Raw genomic sequence first — 16,709 nt, forward strand, 5'->3', positions numbered from 1 at the left:
CCTGCAATGAGCCATGAAAAGTGTCAGCGGCTTGCCCGATTGGCGAGGCTTTTGCCGTGAAATAACCCGGCCCGGCTGGACACGGTTGATGGCTTCCGGTAATCGGCTTTCCTCGCCGCGTGATCTGCATCCTCGCCGGAGCAAAAAAGTTGGAGCCCGAATTTGGCTGAAAGCGATTCTGTAACCAAAGCGGCTGAAACCGTCTCATCAAGAGCGCAGCGCGCCAGCCATGATGAGGATACAACCGAAAATTCGTTTTCCATCGGCCAGTTGGCGCGCGAGTTTCGGGTCACGCTTCGGACTTTGCGTTTTTACGAAGATCGCGGTCTGGTCAGTCCTCGCCGCGACGGCACAACACGAATTTACAGTCGGCGCGACCGGGCCAGATTGAAGCTTGTTCTGATGGGCAAGAAAGTCGGGTTCTCGTTAACGGAAATCCGCGAAATGCTGGACCTTTACGATTTAAAGGACGGTCAGATTGTGCAGTTGCGTGTCGCGCTGAAACGCTTTCAGGAACAGGTCGATGTGTTGAAAGACCAGCGTAACGACATCGAGCAGGCGATCGAGGAACTGGAGCGCACTGTCGATGTAGTGGCTGGAATGCTGCGTGAAAAAGAGACCGCCAGCGGATGAAGCGGGGCCCGGCCGGCGACCTGATGATGCAAAAGTGAACATCCGCTGAGCCGAACCATCTTTTAAAGGTGACGTTGACGTAATATATGCATGGGTAGACATCTTCTGAAAAGAGAGAGTCACAGATGCCAGCCTATCATGCGCCGATCAAGGACACTCTGTTTCTGCTCAATGATGTGTTTCACATGGAGCGATACGACAATCTGCCGGGATTTTCCGACGCCTCGCCAGACACGCTTGAAGCCATCCTCGGCGAAGCGGCGCGGTTTTGCGAACAGACCCTGCAGCCGCTGAACCGCATTGGCGACATCGAAGGTTGCCGGCGTCATGAGGATGGCAGTGTCACCACGCCGCAGGGATTCAAGCAGGCCTATGATATTTTTGTACAGGGCGGATGGCCCGGCCTGAGCAGCGATCCGGATTATGGCGGTCAGGGACTGCCTGTCACCCTCAGTAGTGTTGTCCAGGAATATATCTATTCCGCCAATTTCGCCTGGGGCCTGTATTCGATCCTGTCGCAGGGTGCCTATGCCGCGCTGAAAGCGAATGCCTCTGACGATCTGTGCCGGACCTATCTGCCACCGCTGGCCGCTGGCACATGGACCGGAACGATGAATCTGACCGAGCCACATTGCGGTACGGATCTCGGCCTTCTGAAAACCAGTGCGCAGCCGCAGGCGGATGGCTCTTACAGGATCACCGGGCAGAAGATTTTCATATCCTCCGGCGAACATGATTTCAGCGAAAACATTGTCCATCTGGTGCTCGCCCGTATTGAAGGCGCGCCGCCGGGCACAAAGGGTATATCCCTGTTCGTCGTGCCGAAATTCATTCCCCGCAAGGATGGCAGCCTGGGCGAACGCAATTCAGTAAGCTGCGGCTCACTGGAGGAAAAGATGGGCATTCACGGCAATGCCACCTGCACCATGAATTATGACGCGGCTACAGGTTGGTTGGTCGGAGAGGAACATCGCGGCCTGCCAGCCATGTTCGTGATGATGAATGAAGCACGCTTGTCGGTCGGTATCCAGGGACTGGGCATATCCGAAATCGCCTATCAGAATGCTGTTACCTATGCCAGGGAACGGCTGCAAGGCCAGGCCATGGGCAAGCCGAAGCAGGCGGACGCGAAGCCTGACCCGCTGATTGTGCATCCCGATGTCAGACGCATGCTGATGAATATGAAGGCGTTCAACGAGGGTGCGCGCGCCTTGCTGGTGTGGACCGCCCTGAAAGCCGACGAGTTGCACAAATCCGATGACAGCACCATCCGCCAGGCCGCCGATGATTATCTGGGCCTGATGACACCGGTGATCAAGGGCGTGTTTACCGATGCCGGATTTGCCAATGCCGTGCAGGCGCAGCAGATTTATGGCGGTCACGGCTATATTGCCGAAATGGGCATCGAGCAATATGTCCGTGATGCCCGCATTGCCATGATTTATGAAGGCACGAACGGCATTCAGGCACTTGATCTGGTGGGCCGGAAACTGCCGAAGGATGGCGGCCGGGCGATGCAGACCTTCCTCAGGGAAGTGAAGAAATTTCTCGCTGAAATGTCCGGTGTGGAGGATATGAAGCCATATACCGGCCCGCTTGAGGCGGCGCTGGACGATCTGCAAGCCGCCACCATGTGGCTGATGCAGAATGCCATCAAGAAACCGGAAAACGCCGGTGCCGGATCGACCGATTTCATGCATCTGCTCGGCCTGGTGTCTATGGGTTACATGTGGGCGCTGATGGCAAAGGTCTCGCTGGACAAGATTGCCGGTGATAGCCAGGACCCGGATTTCCATAATGCCAAACTTGTCACCGGCCGGTATTTCATGGAGCGCTGCATGCCGGAAACGGCCGCGCATCTGGCCCGCATTTCCAGTGGTGCGGACACCATGATGGCGCTGCCGGCTGAGGCTTTTTGAAGGAAGATGGAATGACTGACGCTTTCATCTATGATGCGGTTCGCACCCCCCGTGGCCGGGGCAAGGCGGATGGCGGTCTTCACACGGTGACCGCAGTTGAACTGGCGGCAACCACCTTGCGCGCGCTGCGTCAGCGCAACGCGCTCGATACCGGGCAGATCGATGACGTCATTCTGGGTTGTGTCGATCCGATCGGCGAAGCCGGTGGCGACATTGCACGGGCGGCGGTTTTTGCCGCCGGCTTCCACCAGTCTGTTCCCGGAATGCAAATCAACCGCTTCTGCGCTTCAGGGCTTGATGCGGTGAATATTGCCTTCTCCCAGATTGCCAGCGGCCAGAACGAGTTGGCAATTGCTGGCGGCGTTGAATCCATGAGCCGGATCGGCATCGGTGCCTCCGGCGGTGCATGGCCGGTCGATCCCGGTGTGGCAGTGCCATCCTATTTCATGCCGCAGGGTGTCTCGGCCGATCTGATTGCGACGAAATACGGCTTTTCCCGCGATGAGGTTGACGCCTATGCCGTGGAAAGCCAGAAGCGCGCCGCCGCTGCCTGGCAGGAAGGCCGTTTCGCCAATTCGGTTATCCCGGTGAAAGCGCCCCATGGTGCGACACTGATTGACCGCGATGAGCATTTGCGTCCCGACACCGACATGCAAACCCTGGCCGCGCTGCTGCCCTCATTTGCGCTGATGGGGGAAATGGGCGGATTTGATGCGGTCGCCATTGAAGCCCATCCAGAGATCGAACGCATCAATCATGTTCATCATGCCGGTAATTCATCAGGCATCGTCGATGGTGCAGCTGCGGTCCTGATCGGCTCGCGGCAGGCCGGTGAGCAGGCGCAATTGCGCCCCAGAGCGCGTATCCGGGCATTTGCCAATATCGGCTCCGAACCGGCCCTGATGCTGACTGGACCGGTGGATGTCACACAAAAACTTTTTGCCAGAACCGGTCTGACATTTGACGACATTGATCTGGTCGAAATCAACGAGGCTTTTGCCTCTGTTGTACTGCGCTATCAGCAGGCCTTTGATCTTGATCCGCAGATCGTCAACGTCAATGGCGGCGCCATCGCCATGGGGCACCCGCTGGGCGCGACAGGGGCGATGATTCTCGGCACCGTTCTGGACGAGCTGGAACGGCGGGATCTTTCCACCGCACTTGTCACCTTGTGCATTGGTGCCGGCATGGGCACGGCAACAATCATAGAGCGGGTGTAGACCATGGCAGTTTCTTATACCGCCTTCAGTTTTGAGATCGACAAGGATGGCTGGGCGCTGTTCCGCTGGGATATGCAGGACCGCTCGATGAATGTCATCACCGTGACGGTGATGGACGAACTGGACGCCATGATTGATCAGGTGTCACAGGATGACGCAATCAGGGGTGCCGTGATTGTATCAGTAAAACCCGGATCTTTCACCGGCGGGGCGGATATCACCATGATTCATGCCCTGAAACAGGGCATGGAAAAGAATGCAGGACTGTCCGCGGATGAGGCCGCTGCCAGGCTGCTGGAGAGTTCATCCCGGCTGTCGCGGATTTACCGGCGTCTGGAAACCTGCGGCAAACCCTTTGTCGTGGCCATCAACGGCACCTGTCTTGGCGGCGGCACCGAATTGGCGCTGGCCGCTCATGGCCGCATCATGGTTGATGATGGCAAAGCCGCAATGGGGCTTCCTGAAGTCCGCATCGGAATTTTCCCCGGCGCCGGCGGCACTCAGCGGGTGATGCGCATGACCGATCCGCAATCCGGCCTTCAGATGCTGCTTCAGGGCAAGAATCTGGATGCCGCAAAAGCCAAAGCCATGGGTCTCGTAGATGTGTTGGTGGCAAAAGAGGCGGATCTTGTTCCGGCCGCCAAGAAAATGCTCGCCGACGGGTTGTCCGCGCAAAAGCCATGGGACCGGAAAGGATATAAATTAACCGGCGCGGCGCAGATTTATTCTGCGGCGGGATTTCAGCTCTGGCCCGCCGCCAATGCATTGTATCGCAAGGAAACCCACGATAATTATCCCGGCGCGCGAGCCATCATGAAATCAGTTTATGAGGGACTTCAACTGCCAATGGACCAGGCGCTTGCGGTGGAAAGCCGCTATTTCGCGGCCGTCCTGCAAACCGCAGAGGCCAGCAACATGTTGCGCACGCTGTTTGTGTCGATGCAAGCGCTGAACAAGGGCGCGCGGCGGCCGCATGGTGCGGAAAGCCTGAAGCTGAAAACCGTCGGCGTGATCGGGGCCGGTTTCATGGGCGCGGGAATTGCCTTTGTCAGCGCCAAAGCCGGGCTTGATGTGGTGCTGCTCGACCGCACAGCTGAGGCAGCAGACACGGGTAAATCCCATTCCGATGCGCTGATGCAGAAAGCCGTCAAACGGGGCTACGCCAGTGAAGCCGACAGGGAGGCTCTGTTGGCGCGCATCATGCCGACCACCGACTATGCCGCTCTTGCCGCCTGCGATCTGGTTATCGAGGCGGTGTTTGAAGACCGCAAGGTCAAGGCCGGAGTAATTGCCGCTATCGGCGCTGCACTGCCGGACCATGTCACCCTGGCGTCCAACACCTCCACGCTGCCGATCACATCTCTGGCCAGCCACCACAGCGATGCGGAAAACTTCATCGGCATCCATTTCTTTTCCCCGGTTGATAAAATGATGCTGGTGGAAATCATCATGGGCCAGAAAACCGGCGATCAGGCGCTGGCCAACGCTATGGATTTTGTCCGTGCCATCGGCAAAACCCCGATTGTCGTCAATGATGCGCGCGGCTTTTATGCCAACCGTTCGGTCATGGCCTATCTGCTGGAGGCTCATCTGCTGCTGACCGAGGGCATCCCCGCTGCGATGATTGAAAATCTCGCGCTTCAGGCCGGCATGCCGGTTGGCCCGCTGGCCCTCAATGATGAAATCGCCGTCGATCTTGCGTGGAAAATCGTTCAGGCCACCAAAGCGGATCTTGGCGAGGATGCGATTCATCCCGCCCAGGAAAAACTCCTCCAGGCGATGGTCGTGGAGCAGCAGCGTCTTGGCCGCAAGAACGGCAAGGGATTTTACGATTATGATGGACGCAACAAGCGGCTCTGGCAGGGCCTCGCCCAACTTGTTCCACAAATCAGCAATCCCGATCAGATCGATCAGATTGACCGTCAGGACATCCGCAACCGGATACTGGTGATCCAGGCTCTGGAAGCCGCCCGCTGTTTCGAAGAGGGCGTCGTGACCGATGTTCGTGAAGCCGATGTCGGCTCGATTCTGGGCTTTGGCTTTGCACCCTTCACCGGTGGAACCCTGTCTTACATCGACACTATGGGCACTGCCGTCTTTGTCGATCTGTGTGATCAGCTGGCCAAAAAACACGGACCAAGATTTGCACCCAACACTCTGCTACGTGATCTGGCAGCCGGCAATGAAACCTTTTACGGGCGGTTTGCCGAACAGCCAGGCATGAAAGCCTGAAATGATCTGGACGAACCGGCTGCAATCGGCATAGTTCATTCATCATCAGACACACGGACCCGGATAAGTCATTGAAACGGCTCAGAGCGAAAGGCGCAATTGCTGTCATCCTGTTGTGCGGCCTCGCGCCGGCACCGCTTGGGGCGCAGCAATCCCTGATGCCCGGTGTCAGCCGCGACGTGACGCCGCAAGGGGTAACGCCGGGGCCAAAAATTACTGCGCCGCTGAAACGCATCCCTGGCGTGGCGCCGCCGCCGCCGGATATCCGGGAGCGTAATCTCTATCGCATCAAAGTAGTGGATACGGCCACATTCGAGGGCCGCTATCTTGGACGTATCTGGCGGGTCGAGCTTCCCGGCGTCGTCGGCATTTCGCGCGATGTCACCTGCACTGCACAAAGCGCCAACTGGCCTTGCGGTGCATTTGTCGTCAGAGCCCTGCAACGCCACATCCGCCTCAGTGCGCTGAATTGTGCCTTTGCCTGGCAGCCACAGGATCAGCCCCTGCAGATTTCCTGCGCGCTGCGCGGAGCGGATCTGAGGGATATTGTTGTCTCGAAAGGCTGGGCCTATGCCGCAGACGAAGCGCCGGAGCGGGTGCAAAACCTCGCAGATGAAGCCTATGCACAATCCGCTGGTATGTATCAGCCGCCGCCGCGCGGCTGGAAAGATTATCAGGCCCTGACCCGGCAGGGCAGCAGCGCAGACCTGCCGCCACCGCCGGATCTGCCGGTGGCGGATATTCTCGGCCCGATCAAGTCGCCCGGAAATCCCGGCCGGATCGAAAGCCAGGAATAATCACTCGGCCTTGATCAGTGAACCGGACAGCGCTTCGTCAATCAGCCGGGCTGTTTCATCAAGCCCGTACAGCGCGGCGAAGGAGCCGAAACGCGGTCCCTGATCCTGACCCAGCAGCACCTGATAGAGCGTCTGAAACCAGCTGCGCAGCGGTTCAAAACCATGCTCCTTGCCTACTGCATAGACCTCGCTCTGGATGATCTCACCATCCGCATCACGCGGCAGTGCATCAAACCGCTTTTTCAGATCGGTCAGTGCCGCGCGCTCCTGCTCGCTCGCAGCGCGGAAGGTTTTGCCCGGCCTGACGAAATCCTCAAAATAGCGGATCGCATAATCCACCATCTGATCGAGTTTCGGGTGGGTCTGCGCAGTGCTGCCCGGCGCGTAGCGCGAGATGAATCCCCACAATACGGTTTTGTCGGAGGCATTGGATGCGCTGACCAGATTCAGCAGCATCGCAAATGACACCGGCATTTGCGTATCGGGCGCGCGTCCATTGTGTATGTGCCAGATCGGATTGGACAATTGCTTGTCTGCATCAAGCTTTTCAAACGCCGCCAGATGGGCGAAATATTCATCGACCGTCTTGGGAATAATGTCGAAGTGCAGACGTTTCGCGGTTTTCGGTTTGATGAACATGAATTGCGACAGGCTTTCCGGCGGAGCGTAGGCCAGCCAGTCTTCAATCGTCAGGCCGTTGCCTTTTGATTTGGAGATTTTCTGCCCCTGTTCATCCAGGAACAGTTCATAGTTGAAACCTTCTGGCGGCCGCTTGCCCAGCGCGCGACAGATTTTGCCGGACAGCTGCACCGAATCAATCAGGTCCTTGCCGGCCATTTCATAGCTGACATCAAGGGCCGCCCAGCGCATCGCCCAATCAGCCTTCCACTGGCATTTGACCGCACCGCCGGTAACCAGCGTTTCAACCAGCTCTTTGGTGTCCGGATCGCGGTAGGAAATCGTTCCCGCTTCCGTATCGCGGGCTTCCATCGGCACCTGCAGCACGACGCCGCTGCGCGGCGAGATCGGCAGAAAAGGGGAATAGGTGGCGCGCCGGTCCGGCCCCAGGGTCGGCAGAATGATGTTCATGATGTCATCATAGACTGCCAGCATTTTCAGCAGTGTTTCATCAAATACGCCGCGTTTGTAGTAATCGCTCGAACTGGCGAATTCATAATTAAAACCGAACCCGTCGAGAAACGACCGCAGCCTTGCATTATTGGCCGCGCCGAACGAGCCGTGTTCACTGCCGAACGGGTCGGGCACCTGGCTCAGGGGCTGGCCGAGATAGCCTGCCAGCATGTCCTTGTTGGGCACATTGTCGGGAATCTTGCGCAAACCGTCCATATCGTCGGAGAAGCATAGCAGCCGGGTCTTTATCCTGTCCTCGGTGAGAAGCCGGAACGCGTTTTGCACCATGCTGGTGCGCGCGACTTCGCCGAACGTTCCGATATGCGGCAGGCCGGATGGACCGTAGCCGGTTTCAAACAGAATCGGCTTGTCAGGCGTTTTGCCGTCCAGACGTTTGACGATTTTTCGCGCTTCCTCAAAGGGCCAGGCTTTGCAAGTCTGCGCCGCCGCAACAAGCGTTTCGTCCATTGGCATCGGCTCAAGCGTCGGCGAAGTCATGGGAAATCTCTTCTGGTGTCTGGTATCATGGCGCAAAACTGAATATGTCATTTGTTGTGTGCCATTTGCGCGCCCATATGTATCCTGATCTGCTAAGCGGTCAATCAACAGAATTAAGAATTATGGCTTCCGCAGGGCCTTCCCGTGGCGCCGCAACAGGAAAGAAGCTTTTATGTCAGAGCAAATCGCAATCCAGGAAGCCCTGATTTACGCCATGGTCACTGTGTCGGCGGCCGACAGCAATATGACGGATAAGGAACTGAAGACCATTCATGATCTGGTCCAGGGGTTGCCGATTTTTCATAAATACGACCCTGAAGCCTTGTTGCTGACGGCCTCGTCCTGTGCAGAAAAGCTCCAGGGTGAGCACAGTCTACAGGATGTACTGACCATTATAGCCGACAGTCTGCCGCAGCGGCTTTACGACACCGCCTATGCTTTGGCCGTTGAAGTTGCCGCCGCCGACGGGCAGCTGGAGCGTGAGGAGCTGCGCCTGCTGCAGATGCTGCGCAACCGCCTTGGCCTTGACCGCCTCACTGTGGCAGCAATCGAGCGCAGTGCCATTGCGCGGTTCAGAACCGCAAAATAAGGTTACGGGTTGTCGCCGACATCTGAAGCGTCCTGACCGGTGACGTGCAGCGCGACTTTGTTGGCACGGCATATATCCACAATCGCCTGAGGCGGCTTCTGGTCGGTGATAAAAATGTCCAGCTCTGCCAGATTGCTGACCAGCGCCGGTGCCCGGCGGTTGAATTTCATGGCATCGGCCACGAGTATTTTCGTCCGCGCCTGGGCGAGAATGGTTTTGGTGACCTGGACTTCGCGGTGGTCAAAATCCAGCAGGCTGCCATCTTCATCTATGGCGGAAACGCCAATGACAGCGAAATCAACCTTGAACTGACGGAACATGTCCATCGCCGATGAGCCGACAATACCGCCATCGGATTTGCGCACCATGCCGCCAGCCACCATCAGATTGATGCCTTGCGCATCGGCCAGAATATTGGCCACATTGAGATTATTGGTAATCACCAGCAGGCCATTGTGGCGCTTCAGTTCTTCGGCGACCTGCTCCGTTGTTGTACCGATATTCAGGATGATCGAGGCATCGTCATTGATGAGGGCTGCGGCCTTGCGGGCAATCGCCTGTTTGGCACCGGATGCCATGTTGCGCCGCGACAGATAGGCGATGTTGCTGACGGTTGACGGGAACACTGCGCCGCCATGAATGCGCTGCAGCAGTTTACGGGCGCACAGATCATTCAGATCCTTGCGTATGGTTTGAGGACTGACATTGAAAGCTGTTGCCAGATCGTCAACCTCGACACGTCCTTCCCGGCGTGCGCGTTCGACAATTTCGCTTTGCCGCGGATGAAGTACCGGCATCTTTGTCCTTTCCCTCTGGTCTCGCCCGATCTGGCGTCAATGTAACGAACCGCAAAGCTGAAAGCCATGGCCGGCATTACAATCGCGCCATTCATAAAACGCAACTGCGACGCGGCATTGCAATCTTCGCAATAAGGTCTGTAATTAGGCTGATGCAACAGAGACGAAACGGAGCCGAACATGCTTTTGGGGATTAATCCGCTGGTCACGCCGGAGCTGATGCTGTGCCTCATGGAAATGGGTCATGGCGATGAACTGGTGCTGGCAGATGCAAACTTTCCGGCCTATTCCACCGCCGCAACAACAGTGTCCGGCCGTGTGGTCTCGATGACTGGCCTCAATATGCCGCAAGTGGTTGAACTGATCACCGAATTGATGCCGCTCGACGCATTTACCGATTTTTGCGCTCTGCAGATGCAGGTCGACAACGCGCCGCGGCAGATAAACCCGGTTCATGAGGCGACCAATGCTGTAATCAGGGCCGCGATGCCAGGCGACGCGGCACTGGAAAGCATTGAGCGGCAGGATTTTTACGCCCGCGCCGCCAAGGCTTTTGCCGTGGTTCAAACCTCTGAAGACCGCCCTTTCGGTTGCTATATTCTGCGCAAAGGCGTGGTTTTTTAGGCAATTGGGGTCAACGGCCCATCATCCTGACGAAGTGAAGTCTTGTTGCCGGTTCTGTGGGTCGTTTGATGGAAAATTTCCATATTTTCCCGATATAGTGGTGAGACTCTGATAAAATTCCGGTGTAGCCTGAAATCATTCATATGATTTTCGCAATCTGATCCGGAGGCATCGAACATGACCAACTATTTCCTGAAACGCGGGCTGAGTGCGGTGGCGCTTGGCTTTGTTCTGGCTACCGGCGCCATGGCGCAAAGTGTTGTAAATGTCGGCGCATTCGGAGCTGACGCGAACCAGCTTGACCCGCATTTGTCCGGCGGCGGCCAGGACCGTGCTTTGTTTGGTTATGTGTTCAATGGTCTGACACGCTTTCCCCCCGGTTCCATGGATCCGACCAAGATTGAACTGGATCTGGCAAGCTCCATTGACGGCAGTGATGATGGACTTGTCTGGACCATCAAGCTGCGCGATGACGTGCCATTCCACCATGGCTATGGTCAGATGAACTCAGCCGATGTGGTTTATTCGCTCGATCGTGCGCGCAATCCGGAAACATCGGGTTTTGCGTCCGCGCTTGCTGCAATTGAAAGCGTCGAGGCTGTTGACGACACGACGGTCACGATCACGCTGAAGGAGCGTGTGCCAACATTTGAAGGGATGCTTGCCAACCCGGCAGGCGGCTACATCATATCTCAAAAAGCCGCTGAGGAACTGGGAGATGATGTCAAAGCCGCAATGGTAGGTACAGGCCCGTTCCAATTCGAAACCTATACACCAAAAGTCCAGACGGTGCTGAGTGCTCACACCGGCTATTTCCGCGGTGCGCCGAAGCTGGAGCAGATCAATTATCGCTACATTCCCTCGGACAATGCCCGTGAGCTTGCCTTTGCAGCAGGCGAAATTGATCTGTTTTATGGCCGCCGCGAGCAGGACTGGGTTGAGCGTGTTAAAAATCAGTACGGCGATGATCTGGATGTCCTGATTTTCAGCCCCAGCCAGTCACGCATGCTGCATTTGAACAAAAGCGTTCCGCCGCTGGATGACATCCGCGTGCGCCAGGCCATAGCCCACGCCATCAACCGTGATGAATTCCAGGTGCTGATCGGTCAGGACATCACAAAGCAATTATTTGCTCCTGTACCAAGCGGCTTCCTGGGGCAGGCGTCCGATCTGCCGCGATATGAATTCGACCAGGAAAAGTCCAAAGCCTTGCTGGCGGAGGCCGGATATCCCGATGGCGTTTCCATCAAGGTCCCGACAACTCAGATCGCATCTCTTAAAGTTCCTTTCGAACTGATCATGGAGCAGTTGCGTCGGGTTGGCATCAATCTGGAAGTGGATTTTGTCGATCACCGGGCCTGGCATGCTCTGATCCGAAAGGATGAAAGCCCGCTGGTGATTTATGGCGCGGCACCGTTCCCCGAATCCGACGCCTTCCTGACACCCTTCTTTGCATCGTCATCGATTGTTGGCACGCCGACTGGCCAGACCAACTTCTCGCATTGCGATGTTGCGGATGAAGAGATTGCCGCCGCCCGGATTGCGTCGGATGCTGCCATGCAACTTGCTTCCTGGGAAAAGGCTCAGCAGAAGATCATGGAGGACTTATGCGTGGTTCCGATCTTTGAACTGATGCAGGTCTGGGGCAAACGCAAGTCGCTTGAACTGGGCTATGAGTTGACCGGAACCCTGAACCTTGGACCTCCTATCACCGAAGCCACTCACTTTGCACAATAGACCTGAGCGCGATAAATGGGCGCGATGCATGATTGGGCGGGGCGTTATCGCGCCCCGCTCTATATCTTGAGGCGGCTGTTGTCGGCCATTCCTACTCTGCTCGCGGTGCTGACAGTCATTTTCTTTGCAATCCGCACATTGCCCGGAGATCCGGCGCTAGCGATTCTTGGCGATTCCGCTACCGATGCTGCTATTGCGGGCCTGCGTGAAAAGCTTGGACTGAACCTGCCAGTGTGGCGTCAGTATCTTGATTTCCTCGGTGGCCTGCTGCGGGGTGATCTGGGCACGTCACTGGTGTACGGGCGCGGCGTGTTGTCAGAATTGCTGCGCGTGCTGCCCTATACGCTGGCGCTAACTCTGGCTTCCATCGTGATTGGAACAGTGATCGGCATACCGCTGGGCATCATCTCGGCGCTGCACCGCAACCGGCTGATCGATTATATCACGCGAGTGCTTTCGCTTCTCGGGTTTTCATTCCCGGTTTTTTATGCCGGTATCATGCTGATTTTGATATTTGCCGTCTGGCTTCCCTGGTTCCCGGTGATCAGCTCAACAACCGGCGGCTTCGGCACTGCCCTGCATGGGCTGGTATTACCCGCAGTGGCCGGATCTCTGGGTTTGATCGCCATGATCACACGTGCCAGCCGCTCATCGCTTCTGGATGTGCTGGGGGATGATTACATTCGCACAGCACGTGCCAAGGGCCTGCCGGAGAAAACCGTGCTGTACCGACATGCCTTGCGCAACGCGCTGATCCCCGTCGTAACGGTCATCGGGCTTTATTTTGCACTTATTATCGGCAATTCAGTGCTGATCGAGACAGTCTTCACCCGTCCCGGTCTTGGTTCACTGATCATCGGTTCGCTGGATAATCGCGATTACCCGATGGTACAGGGACTGCTGGTGGCCTATGCGGCGATCGTCATCATCGTCAACCTTTTGACGGATCTGACCTATTCGGTCATTGATCCGCGCATCGGCCAATCATGAGTGGAACACAGCCATGAGTGTAACAGGTTCCATCACCGGGGGACTGGTCCAGACGTTTAATCGCAACAAATTGTCCTGGGTCGGCACGGTGCTGTTCACGGCCCTTTGCCTGATTGCAATCTTGGCGCCGGTCATCGCGCCCTACGGACCGATTGATCAAAGTGTGATAAATCGCATGCGTCCGCCCTCTGCTGAGTATCTGTTTGGCACCGATGCTTTCGGACGCGATCAGTTTTCCCGTGCGGTTTATGGTGCGCGCATCTCGCTGGCCGTCGGTGTCGTCTCCGTTTTGCTGGGCATGAGTATCGGCGGACTTCTGGGGGTACTGGCCGGCTATTTCGGAAAGCGGATTGATGCAGTGGTGATGCGCAGCATGGATGTGTTGCTGTCATTTCCAACACTGATCACCGGTATTGTTATCGTGGCGCTGCTTGGTCCGTCTTTGACCAATGTCATCATTGCCATTACGGTTACGCTTATTCCGAAATTTGCGCGCATTGCCCGCGCTCCGACCCTTGCGGTGAAAGAACGGGCCTATATCGAAGCATGCCGCGCCATGGGATTTTCTCACGCGCGGATCATCCTGTTCCACATCATCCCGAACATCCTCACTGAAATTCTTGTCATGGCATCATTGTGGACCGCAAACGCGATCATGATAGAGGCCGGCTTCGCGTTTCTGGGGCTGGGTGTAAGGCCACCCACGCCCACCTGGGGCGGCATGATCCGCGAAGGTTTTGAGCATATCTTTCAGGCCCCGTGGATGTCCATTTTCCCAGGCCTGTGCATTTTGCTGGCCGTCCTGTCCCTGAACCTCATCGGCGATGGCCTGCGCGATGCGCTCGATCCGCGGCTGAAACAGGTGAGGGATATGGGATGACTGTCCCGGTTCTGCAGGTTCGCAACCTGACTACCAGTTTTTATATTGGCGGAGAATGGCATCCAGCGGTCCGCAGCGTGTCTTTCGAGCTGGCACGCAATGAAACCCTTGCCATCGTCGGCGAGAGCGGCTGCGGCAAATCGGTGACCGTGATGTCTGTCATGCGGCTCTTGCCGGAAGCGGGAAGCCGGATTGAAGGCGACGTGCTGCTTGATGGTGTGCCGGTCGGGACCGATGCGCAGACGATGCAAAAGCTGCGTGGCAATCAGATGGCGATGATCTTTCAGGAGCCGATGACCGCTCTCAACCCGGTTCTGCGCATAGGCTATCAGGTGGCAGAACCTTTGATGCAGCACCGGGGCCTGAGCCGTGAGGCTGCAATGGATGAAGCAGTGCGTCTGCTGGAACAGGTTGGCATTCCTTCCGCCAGGAGCCGCGCCCGGGAATATCCGCATCAGTTTTCCGGCGGAATGCGGCAGCGGGTGATGATTGCAATGGCGCTGGCCTGCGAGCCGGCAGTGCTGTTTGCCGACGAACCGACGACAGCTCTGGATGTGACAATTCAGGCGCAGGTTCTGGGCCTTCTGGAAGATTTGCGCCACGACAAGGGGATGGGCCTGCTGCTGATCACCCATTCCATGGGTGTTGTCGCCGCCGTAGCTGACCGTGTGGCGGTGATGTATGCGGGCGCGATTGTCGAGACCGGTCCGGTTGCCAAAATATTTGCCGGTCCAATTCATCCCTATACGGAAGGCCTGTTGCGCTCCATCCCGCGCCCGGACCGCGATGCCAAGGATATTTATTCCATACCGGGTACCGTTCCCTCGATTGACAAGATGCCGAAAGGCTGCCGGTTCGCGCCGCGCTGCCCTTTGAAAATTGATCGCTGTGAGACTGTTGATCCCATGCTGGTTGAGATGACACCGGGCCACTTTGCAGCATGTCACGTGCGCGCCGGGACAGCGCCATGAGTGTTCTTGAGGTGGAAGGGTTGAAGAAGTATTTCCATACCCGTGTCGGTGCGTTCGGTGGCAAGCCGGTAACCGTACGGGCAGTGGATGGCGTGTCATTCCATATTGAGGCCGGGGAGGCTTTTGGCCTTGTCGGCGAATCCGGCTGTGGCAAATCCACGGTTGGCCGGGCCGTGCTGCATCTGATCCAACCGGATGCCGGGCGCGTTAAGCTGCATGGTCAGGATCTGTTGCAGTTGCAACCGGTAGACTTGCGGGCGCTGCGCCCGCACATGCAGATGATATTTCAGGACCCCTATTCCTCCCTCAATCCAAAGCAACGGGTGGGGGCCGCGCTGGCCGAGCCGATTCGTGTCCATGGTCGGGCTTCAGGTAGCGAAGCGGATCGTATTGTAGCGAATCTTCTACAGGAGGTAGGGCTGCCGGTCGAAGCAGCAAACCGTTACCCGCATGAGTTTTCCGGCGGCCAGCGCCAGCGCATTGCCATCGCTCGTTCCTTGACGCTGGATCCGGATCTCATCATTGCCGATGAAGCCGTCAGCGCGCTGGATGTGTCTATTCAGGCGCAAATCCTGAAGCTTCTTGGCGACATCATGCTGCGCCGCGGCCTGTCGTTTCTGTTTATATCTCATGATCTTGGCGTGGTGCGGGTGTTCTGCAAGCGACTGGCAGTAATGTATCTGGGCCGCATCGTGGAAAGTGGTCCTGTGGGTCCGGTTTTTGATACACCACTGCACCCCTATACCCGCATTTTGCGTGCAGCTTCGCCGATCCCCGATCCCTCGGTACGCACGGAGCTGGCACGGCTGAGCGGGGAAATTCCCTCTGCCTCAGATCCGCCCTCCGGTTGCCATTTCCATCCGCGCTGCCCGTTTGCCACGGATTTGTGCCGCAAGGTAACGCCGAAAATCATAGAACCGGTAACCGGGCGGAAGGTCGCCTGTCATCTTCACGACCCGGCACAGGCAGATGCCATGCACACAACCAAATACCTGGCAGCAAAGGAGCTGTTTTTTCCATGAGTAGAGAAATTGTCTATTTTCATTCCCTGTCATCACCTTGGGCCTATCTTAGCGGCCCGCGCTTTCATGATATCGTGCGCAAACATGATCTGAAAGTGCTGCTGCGCCCGACAACCATTCTGGAAGAAAATGGTGGAATTCCCTTGCGCACGCGCCCCTCAGCGCGGCAGGAATATCATGAGCTGGAATTGGACCGCTGGCGCAAATATCTGGATATGCCGCTTGTGCTGCGACCGGCGCATTATCCAGCCAATCCGGAATATTCCGCCCGTATGGTCATCGCTGCCGATATTTTGGGATGGGACGCTTTAAGGCTCAGCCACGCCCTGCTGCGCGCATTGTGGTCTGAGGAACGGGATATCCTCGACACCCAGACGCGTGTTGAAGTGGCCATGGTCGAGGGCATGGACGGGGCACGCCTGGCTGAGATGCAGGATACACCGGACATCATGGCTCTTTGGGAAAAAAGCCATGCGGAAGCCAGCGCTGCCGGCGTTTTCGGCACGCCCACTTATGTACTGAATGGCGAGCGTTTCTGGGGTCAGGACCGACTGGAGTTTCTCGACAGGCGTTTATCTGAGTAGTCTGCGGTGTGTCCTGTGCGGCGCATAGGCCATGGTCCCCATTGGCTGCAAACTCCAGCTTGCATTTCCACAATCTGCATGAGAA

15 protein-coding genes are annotated in these 16,709 nt (G+C 57.0%); 13 read left to right on the top strand and 2 right to left on the bottom strand.

What is annotated here, in order from left to right:
• Positions 1 to 261: 261 nt before the first annotated feature.
• The 5 genes from RAL88_RS12215 (at position 262) to RAL88_RS12235 (ending at position 6,801) form a co-directional block, all read left to right on the top strand.
• Positions 262 to 633: a MerR family DNA-binding transcriptional regulator gene (locus RAL88_RS12215; protein WP_306269671.1), complete on the top strand. Its 372-nt coding sequence runs from the start codon at positions 262 to 264 to the stop codon at positions 631 to 633.
• A gap of 125 nt (positions 634 to 758) precedes the next feature.
• Positions 759 to 2,552 carry an acyl-CoA dehydrogenase C-terminal domain-containing protein gene (locus tag RAL88_RS12220; protein ID WP_306263716.1) on the top strand — a complete coding sequence of 598 codons (1,794 nt, stop codon included), beginning with the start codon at positions 759 to 761 and terminating at the stop codon, positions 2,550 to 2,552.
• Positions 2,553 to 2,563: 11 nt separating this feature from the next.
• On the top strand, positions 2,564 to 3,772 hold the full coding sequence (locus RAL88_RS12225) for an acetyl-CoA C-acetyltransferase (protein WP_306263718.1): 1,209 nt from the start codon (positions 2,564 to 2,566) through the stop codon (positions 3,770 to 3,772).
• 3 nt (positions 3,773 to 3,775) lie between these two features.
• Complete coding sequence (locus RAL88_RS12230) at positions 3,776 to 6,004, top strand: 3-hydroxyacyl-CoA dehydrogenase NAD-binding domain-containing protein (RefSeq protein WP_306263720.1); 2,229 nt, start codon at positions 3,776 to 3,778, stop codon at positions 6,002 to 6,004.
• A gap of 71 nt (positions 6,005 to 6,075) precedes the next feature.
• Positions 6,076 to 6,801: a hypothetical protein gene (locus RAL88_RS12235; protein WP_306263722.1), complete on the top strand. Its 726-nt coding sequence runs from the start codon at positions 6,076 to 6,078 to the stop codon at positions 6,799 to 6,801.
• On the opposite strand, the gene RAL88_RS12240 is transcribed toward RAL88_RS12235, so the two are convergent.
• Entirely contained in the window at positions 6,802 to 8,430 is a 1,629-nt protein-coding gene (locus RAL88_RS12240; RefSeq protein ID WP_371932094.1) for a lysine--tRNA ligase, read from the bottom strand.
• A gap of 172 nt (positions 8,431 to 8,602) precedes the next feature.
• Here RAL88_RS12240 and RAL88_RS12245 point away from each other — a divergent pair, with 172 nt between their 5' ends.
• On the top strand, positions 8,603 to 9,019 hold the full coding sequence (locus RAL88_RS12245) for a tellurite resistance TerB family protein (RefSeq protein WP_306263724.1): 417 nt from the start codon (positions 8,603 to 8,605) through the stop codon (positions 9,017 to 9,019).
• A 2-nt stretch (positions 9,020 to 9,021) separates the two neighbouring features.
• Here RAL88_RS12245 and RAL88_RS12250 read toward each other — a convergent pair whose 3' ends face one another.
• Positions 9,022 to 9,816 carry a DeoR/GlpR family DNA-binding transcription regulator gene (locus tag RAL88_RS12250; protein WP_306263726.1) on the bottom strand — a complete coding sequence of 265 codons (795 nt, stop codon included), beginning with the start codon at positions 9,814 to 9,816 and terminating at the stop codon, positions 9,022 to 9,024.
• A 180-nt stretch (positions 9,817 to 9,996) separates the two neighbouring features.
• Between RAL88_RS12250 and RAL88_RS12255 the strand changes: the two genes are divergently transcribed.
• From RAL88_RS12255 to RAL88_RS12285, 7 genes are all read left to right on the top strand, one after another.
• The gene (locus tag RAL88_RS12255; protein ID WP_306263728.1) at positions 9,997 to 10,440 is read left to right on the top strand and encodes an RbsD/FucU family protein; all 444 of its coding nucleotides are present in this window, start codon (positions 9,997 to 9,999) and stop codon (positions 10,438 to 10,440) included.
• Positions 10,441 to 10,617: 177 nt separating this feature from the next.
• Entirely contained in the window at positions 10,618 to 12,177 is a 1,560-nt protein-coding gene (locus RAL88_RS12260; protein ID WP_306263730.1) for an ABC transporter substrate-binding protein, read from the top strand.
• Between the two features lie 24 nt (positions 12,178 to 12,201).
• On the top strand, positions 12,202 to 13,167 hold the full coding sequence (locus RAL88_RS12265; RefSeq protein WP_306263732.1) for an ABC transporter permease: 966 nt from the start codon (positions 12,202 to 12,204) through the stop codon (positions 13,165 to 13,167).
• A gap of 13 nt (positions 13,168 to 13,180) precedes the next feature.
• Positions 13,181 to 14,047 (top strand): ABC transporter permease, encoded by an 867-nt coding sequence (locus RAL88_RS12270; RefSeq protein ID WP_306263734.1) that lies wholly within the window; start codon positions 13,181 to 13,183, stop codon positions 14,045 to 14,047.
• Complete coding sequence (locus tag RAL88_RS12275) at positions 14,044 to 15,018, top strand: ABC transporter ATP-binding protein (protein ID WP_306263737.1); 975 nt, start codon at positions 14,044 to 14,046, stop codon at positions 15,016 to 15,018. Before RAL88_RS12270 ends, RAL88_RS12275 begins: the two co-directional genes overlap by 4 nt.
• Positions 15,015 to 16,040, top strand: coding sequence for an ABC transporter ATP-binding protein (locus tag RAL88_RS12280; RefSeq protein ID WP_306263739.1), 1,026 nt, complete (start codon positions 15,015 to 15,017; stop codon positions 16,038 to 16,040). Before RAL88_RS12275 ends, RAL88_RS12280 begins: the two co-directional genes overlap by 4 nt.
• Complete coding sequence (locus RAL88_RS12285) at positions 16,037 to 16,624, top strand: 2-hydroxychromene-2-carboxylate isomerase (RefSeq protein WP_306263741.1); 588 nt, start codon at positions 16,037 to 16,039, stop codon at positions 16,622 to 16,624. Before RAL88_RS12280 ends, RAL88_RS12285 begins: the two co-directional genes overlap by 4 nt.
• Positions 16,625 to 16,709: the final 85 nt, after the last annotated feature.

The sequence above is a fragment of the Pararhizobium sp. IMCC3301 genome (genome assembly GCF_030758315.1).
Classification (GTDB): Bacteria; Pseudomonadota; Alphaproteobacteria; order Rhizobiales.

Coding starts and splice junctions, on each gene's coding strand:
- RAL88_RS12220 (WP_306263716.1), top strand. CDS start 759: ATGCCAGCCTATCATGCGCCGATCAAGGACACTCTGTTTCTGCTCAAT.
- RAL88_RS12225 (WP_306263718.1), top strand. CDS start 2,564: ATGACTGACGCTTTCATCTATGATGCGGTTCGCACCCCCCGTGGCCGG.
- RAL88_RS12230 (WP_306263720.1), top strand. CDS start 3,776: ATGGCAGTTTCTTATACCGCCTTCAGTTTTGAGATCGACAAGGATGGC.
- RAL88_RS12240 (WP_371932094.1), bottom strand. CDS start 8,430: ATGACTTCGCCGACGCTTGAGCCGATGCCAATGGACGAAACGCTTGTT.
- RAL88_RS12245 (WP_306263724.1), top strand. CDS start 8,603: ATGTCAGAGCAAATCGCAATCCAGGAAGCCCTGATTTACGCCATGGTC.
- RAL88_RS12250 (WP_306263726.1), bottom strand. CDS start 9,816: ATGCCGGTACTTCATCCGCGGCAAAGCGAAATTGTCGAACGCGCACGC.
- RAL88_RS12255 (WP_306263728.1), top strand. CDS start 9,997: ATGCTTTTGGGGATTAATCCGCTGGTCACGCCGGAGCTGATGCTGTGC.
- RAL88_RS12260 (WP_306263730.1), top strand. CDS start 10,618: ATGACCAACTATTTCCTGAAACGCGGGCTGAGTGCGGTGGCGCTTGGC.
- RAL88_RS12265 (WP_306263732.1), top strand. CDS start 12,202: ATGCATGATTGGGCGGGGCGTTATCGCGCCCCGCTCTATATCTTGAGG.
- RAL88_RS12270 (WP_306263734.1), top strand. CDS start 13,181: ATGAGTGTAACAGGTTCCATCACCGGGGGACTGGTCCAGACGTTTAAT.
- RAL88_RS12275 (WP_306263737.1), top strand. CDS start 14,044: ATGACTGTCCCGGTTCTGCAGGTTCGCAACCTGACTACCAGTTTTTAT.
- RAL88_RS12280 (WP_306263739.1), top strand. CDS start 15,015: ATGAGTGTTCTTGAGGTGGAAGGGTTGAAGAAGTATTTCCATACCCGT.
- RAL88_RS12285 (WP_306263741.1), top strand. CDS start 16,037: ATGAGTAGAGAAATTGTCTATTTTCATTCCCTGTCATCACCTTGGGCC.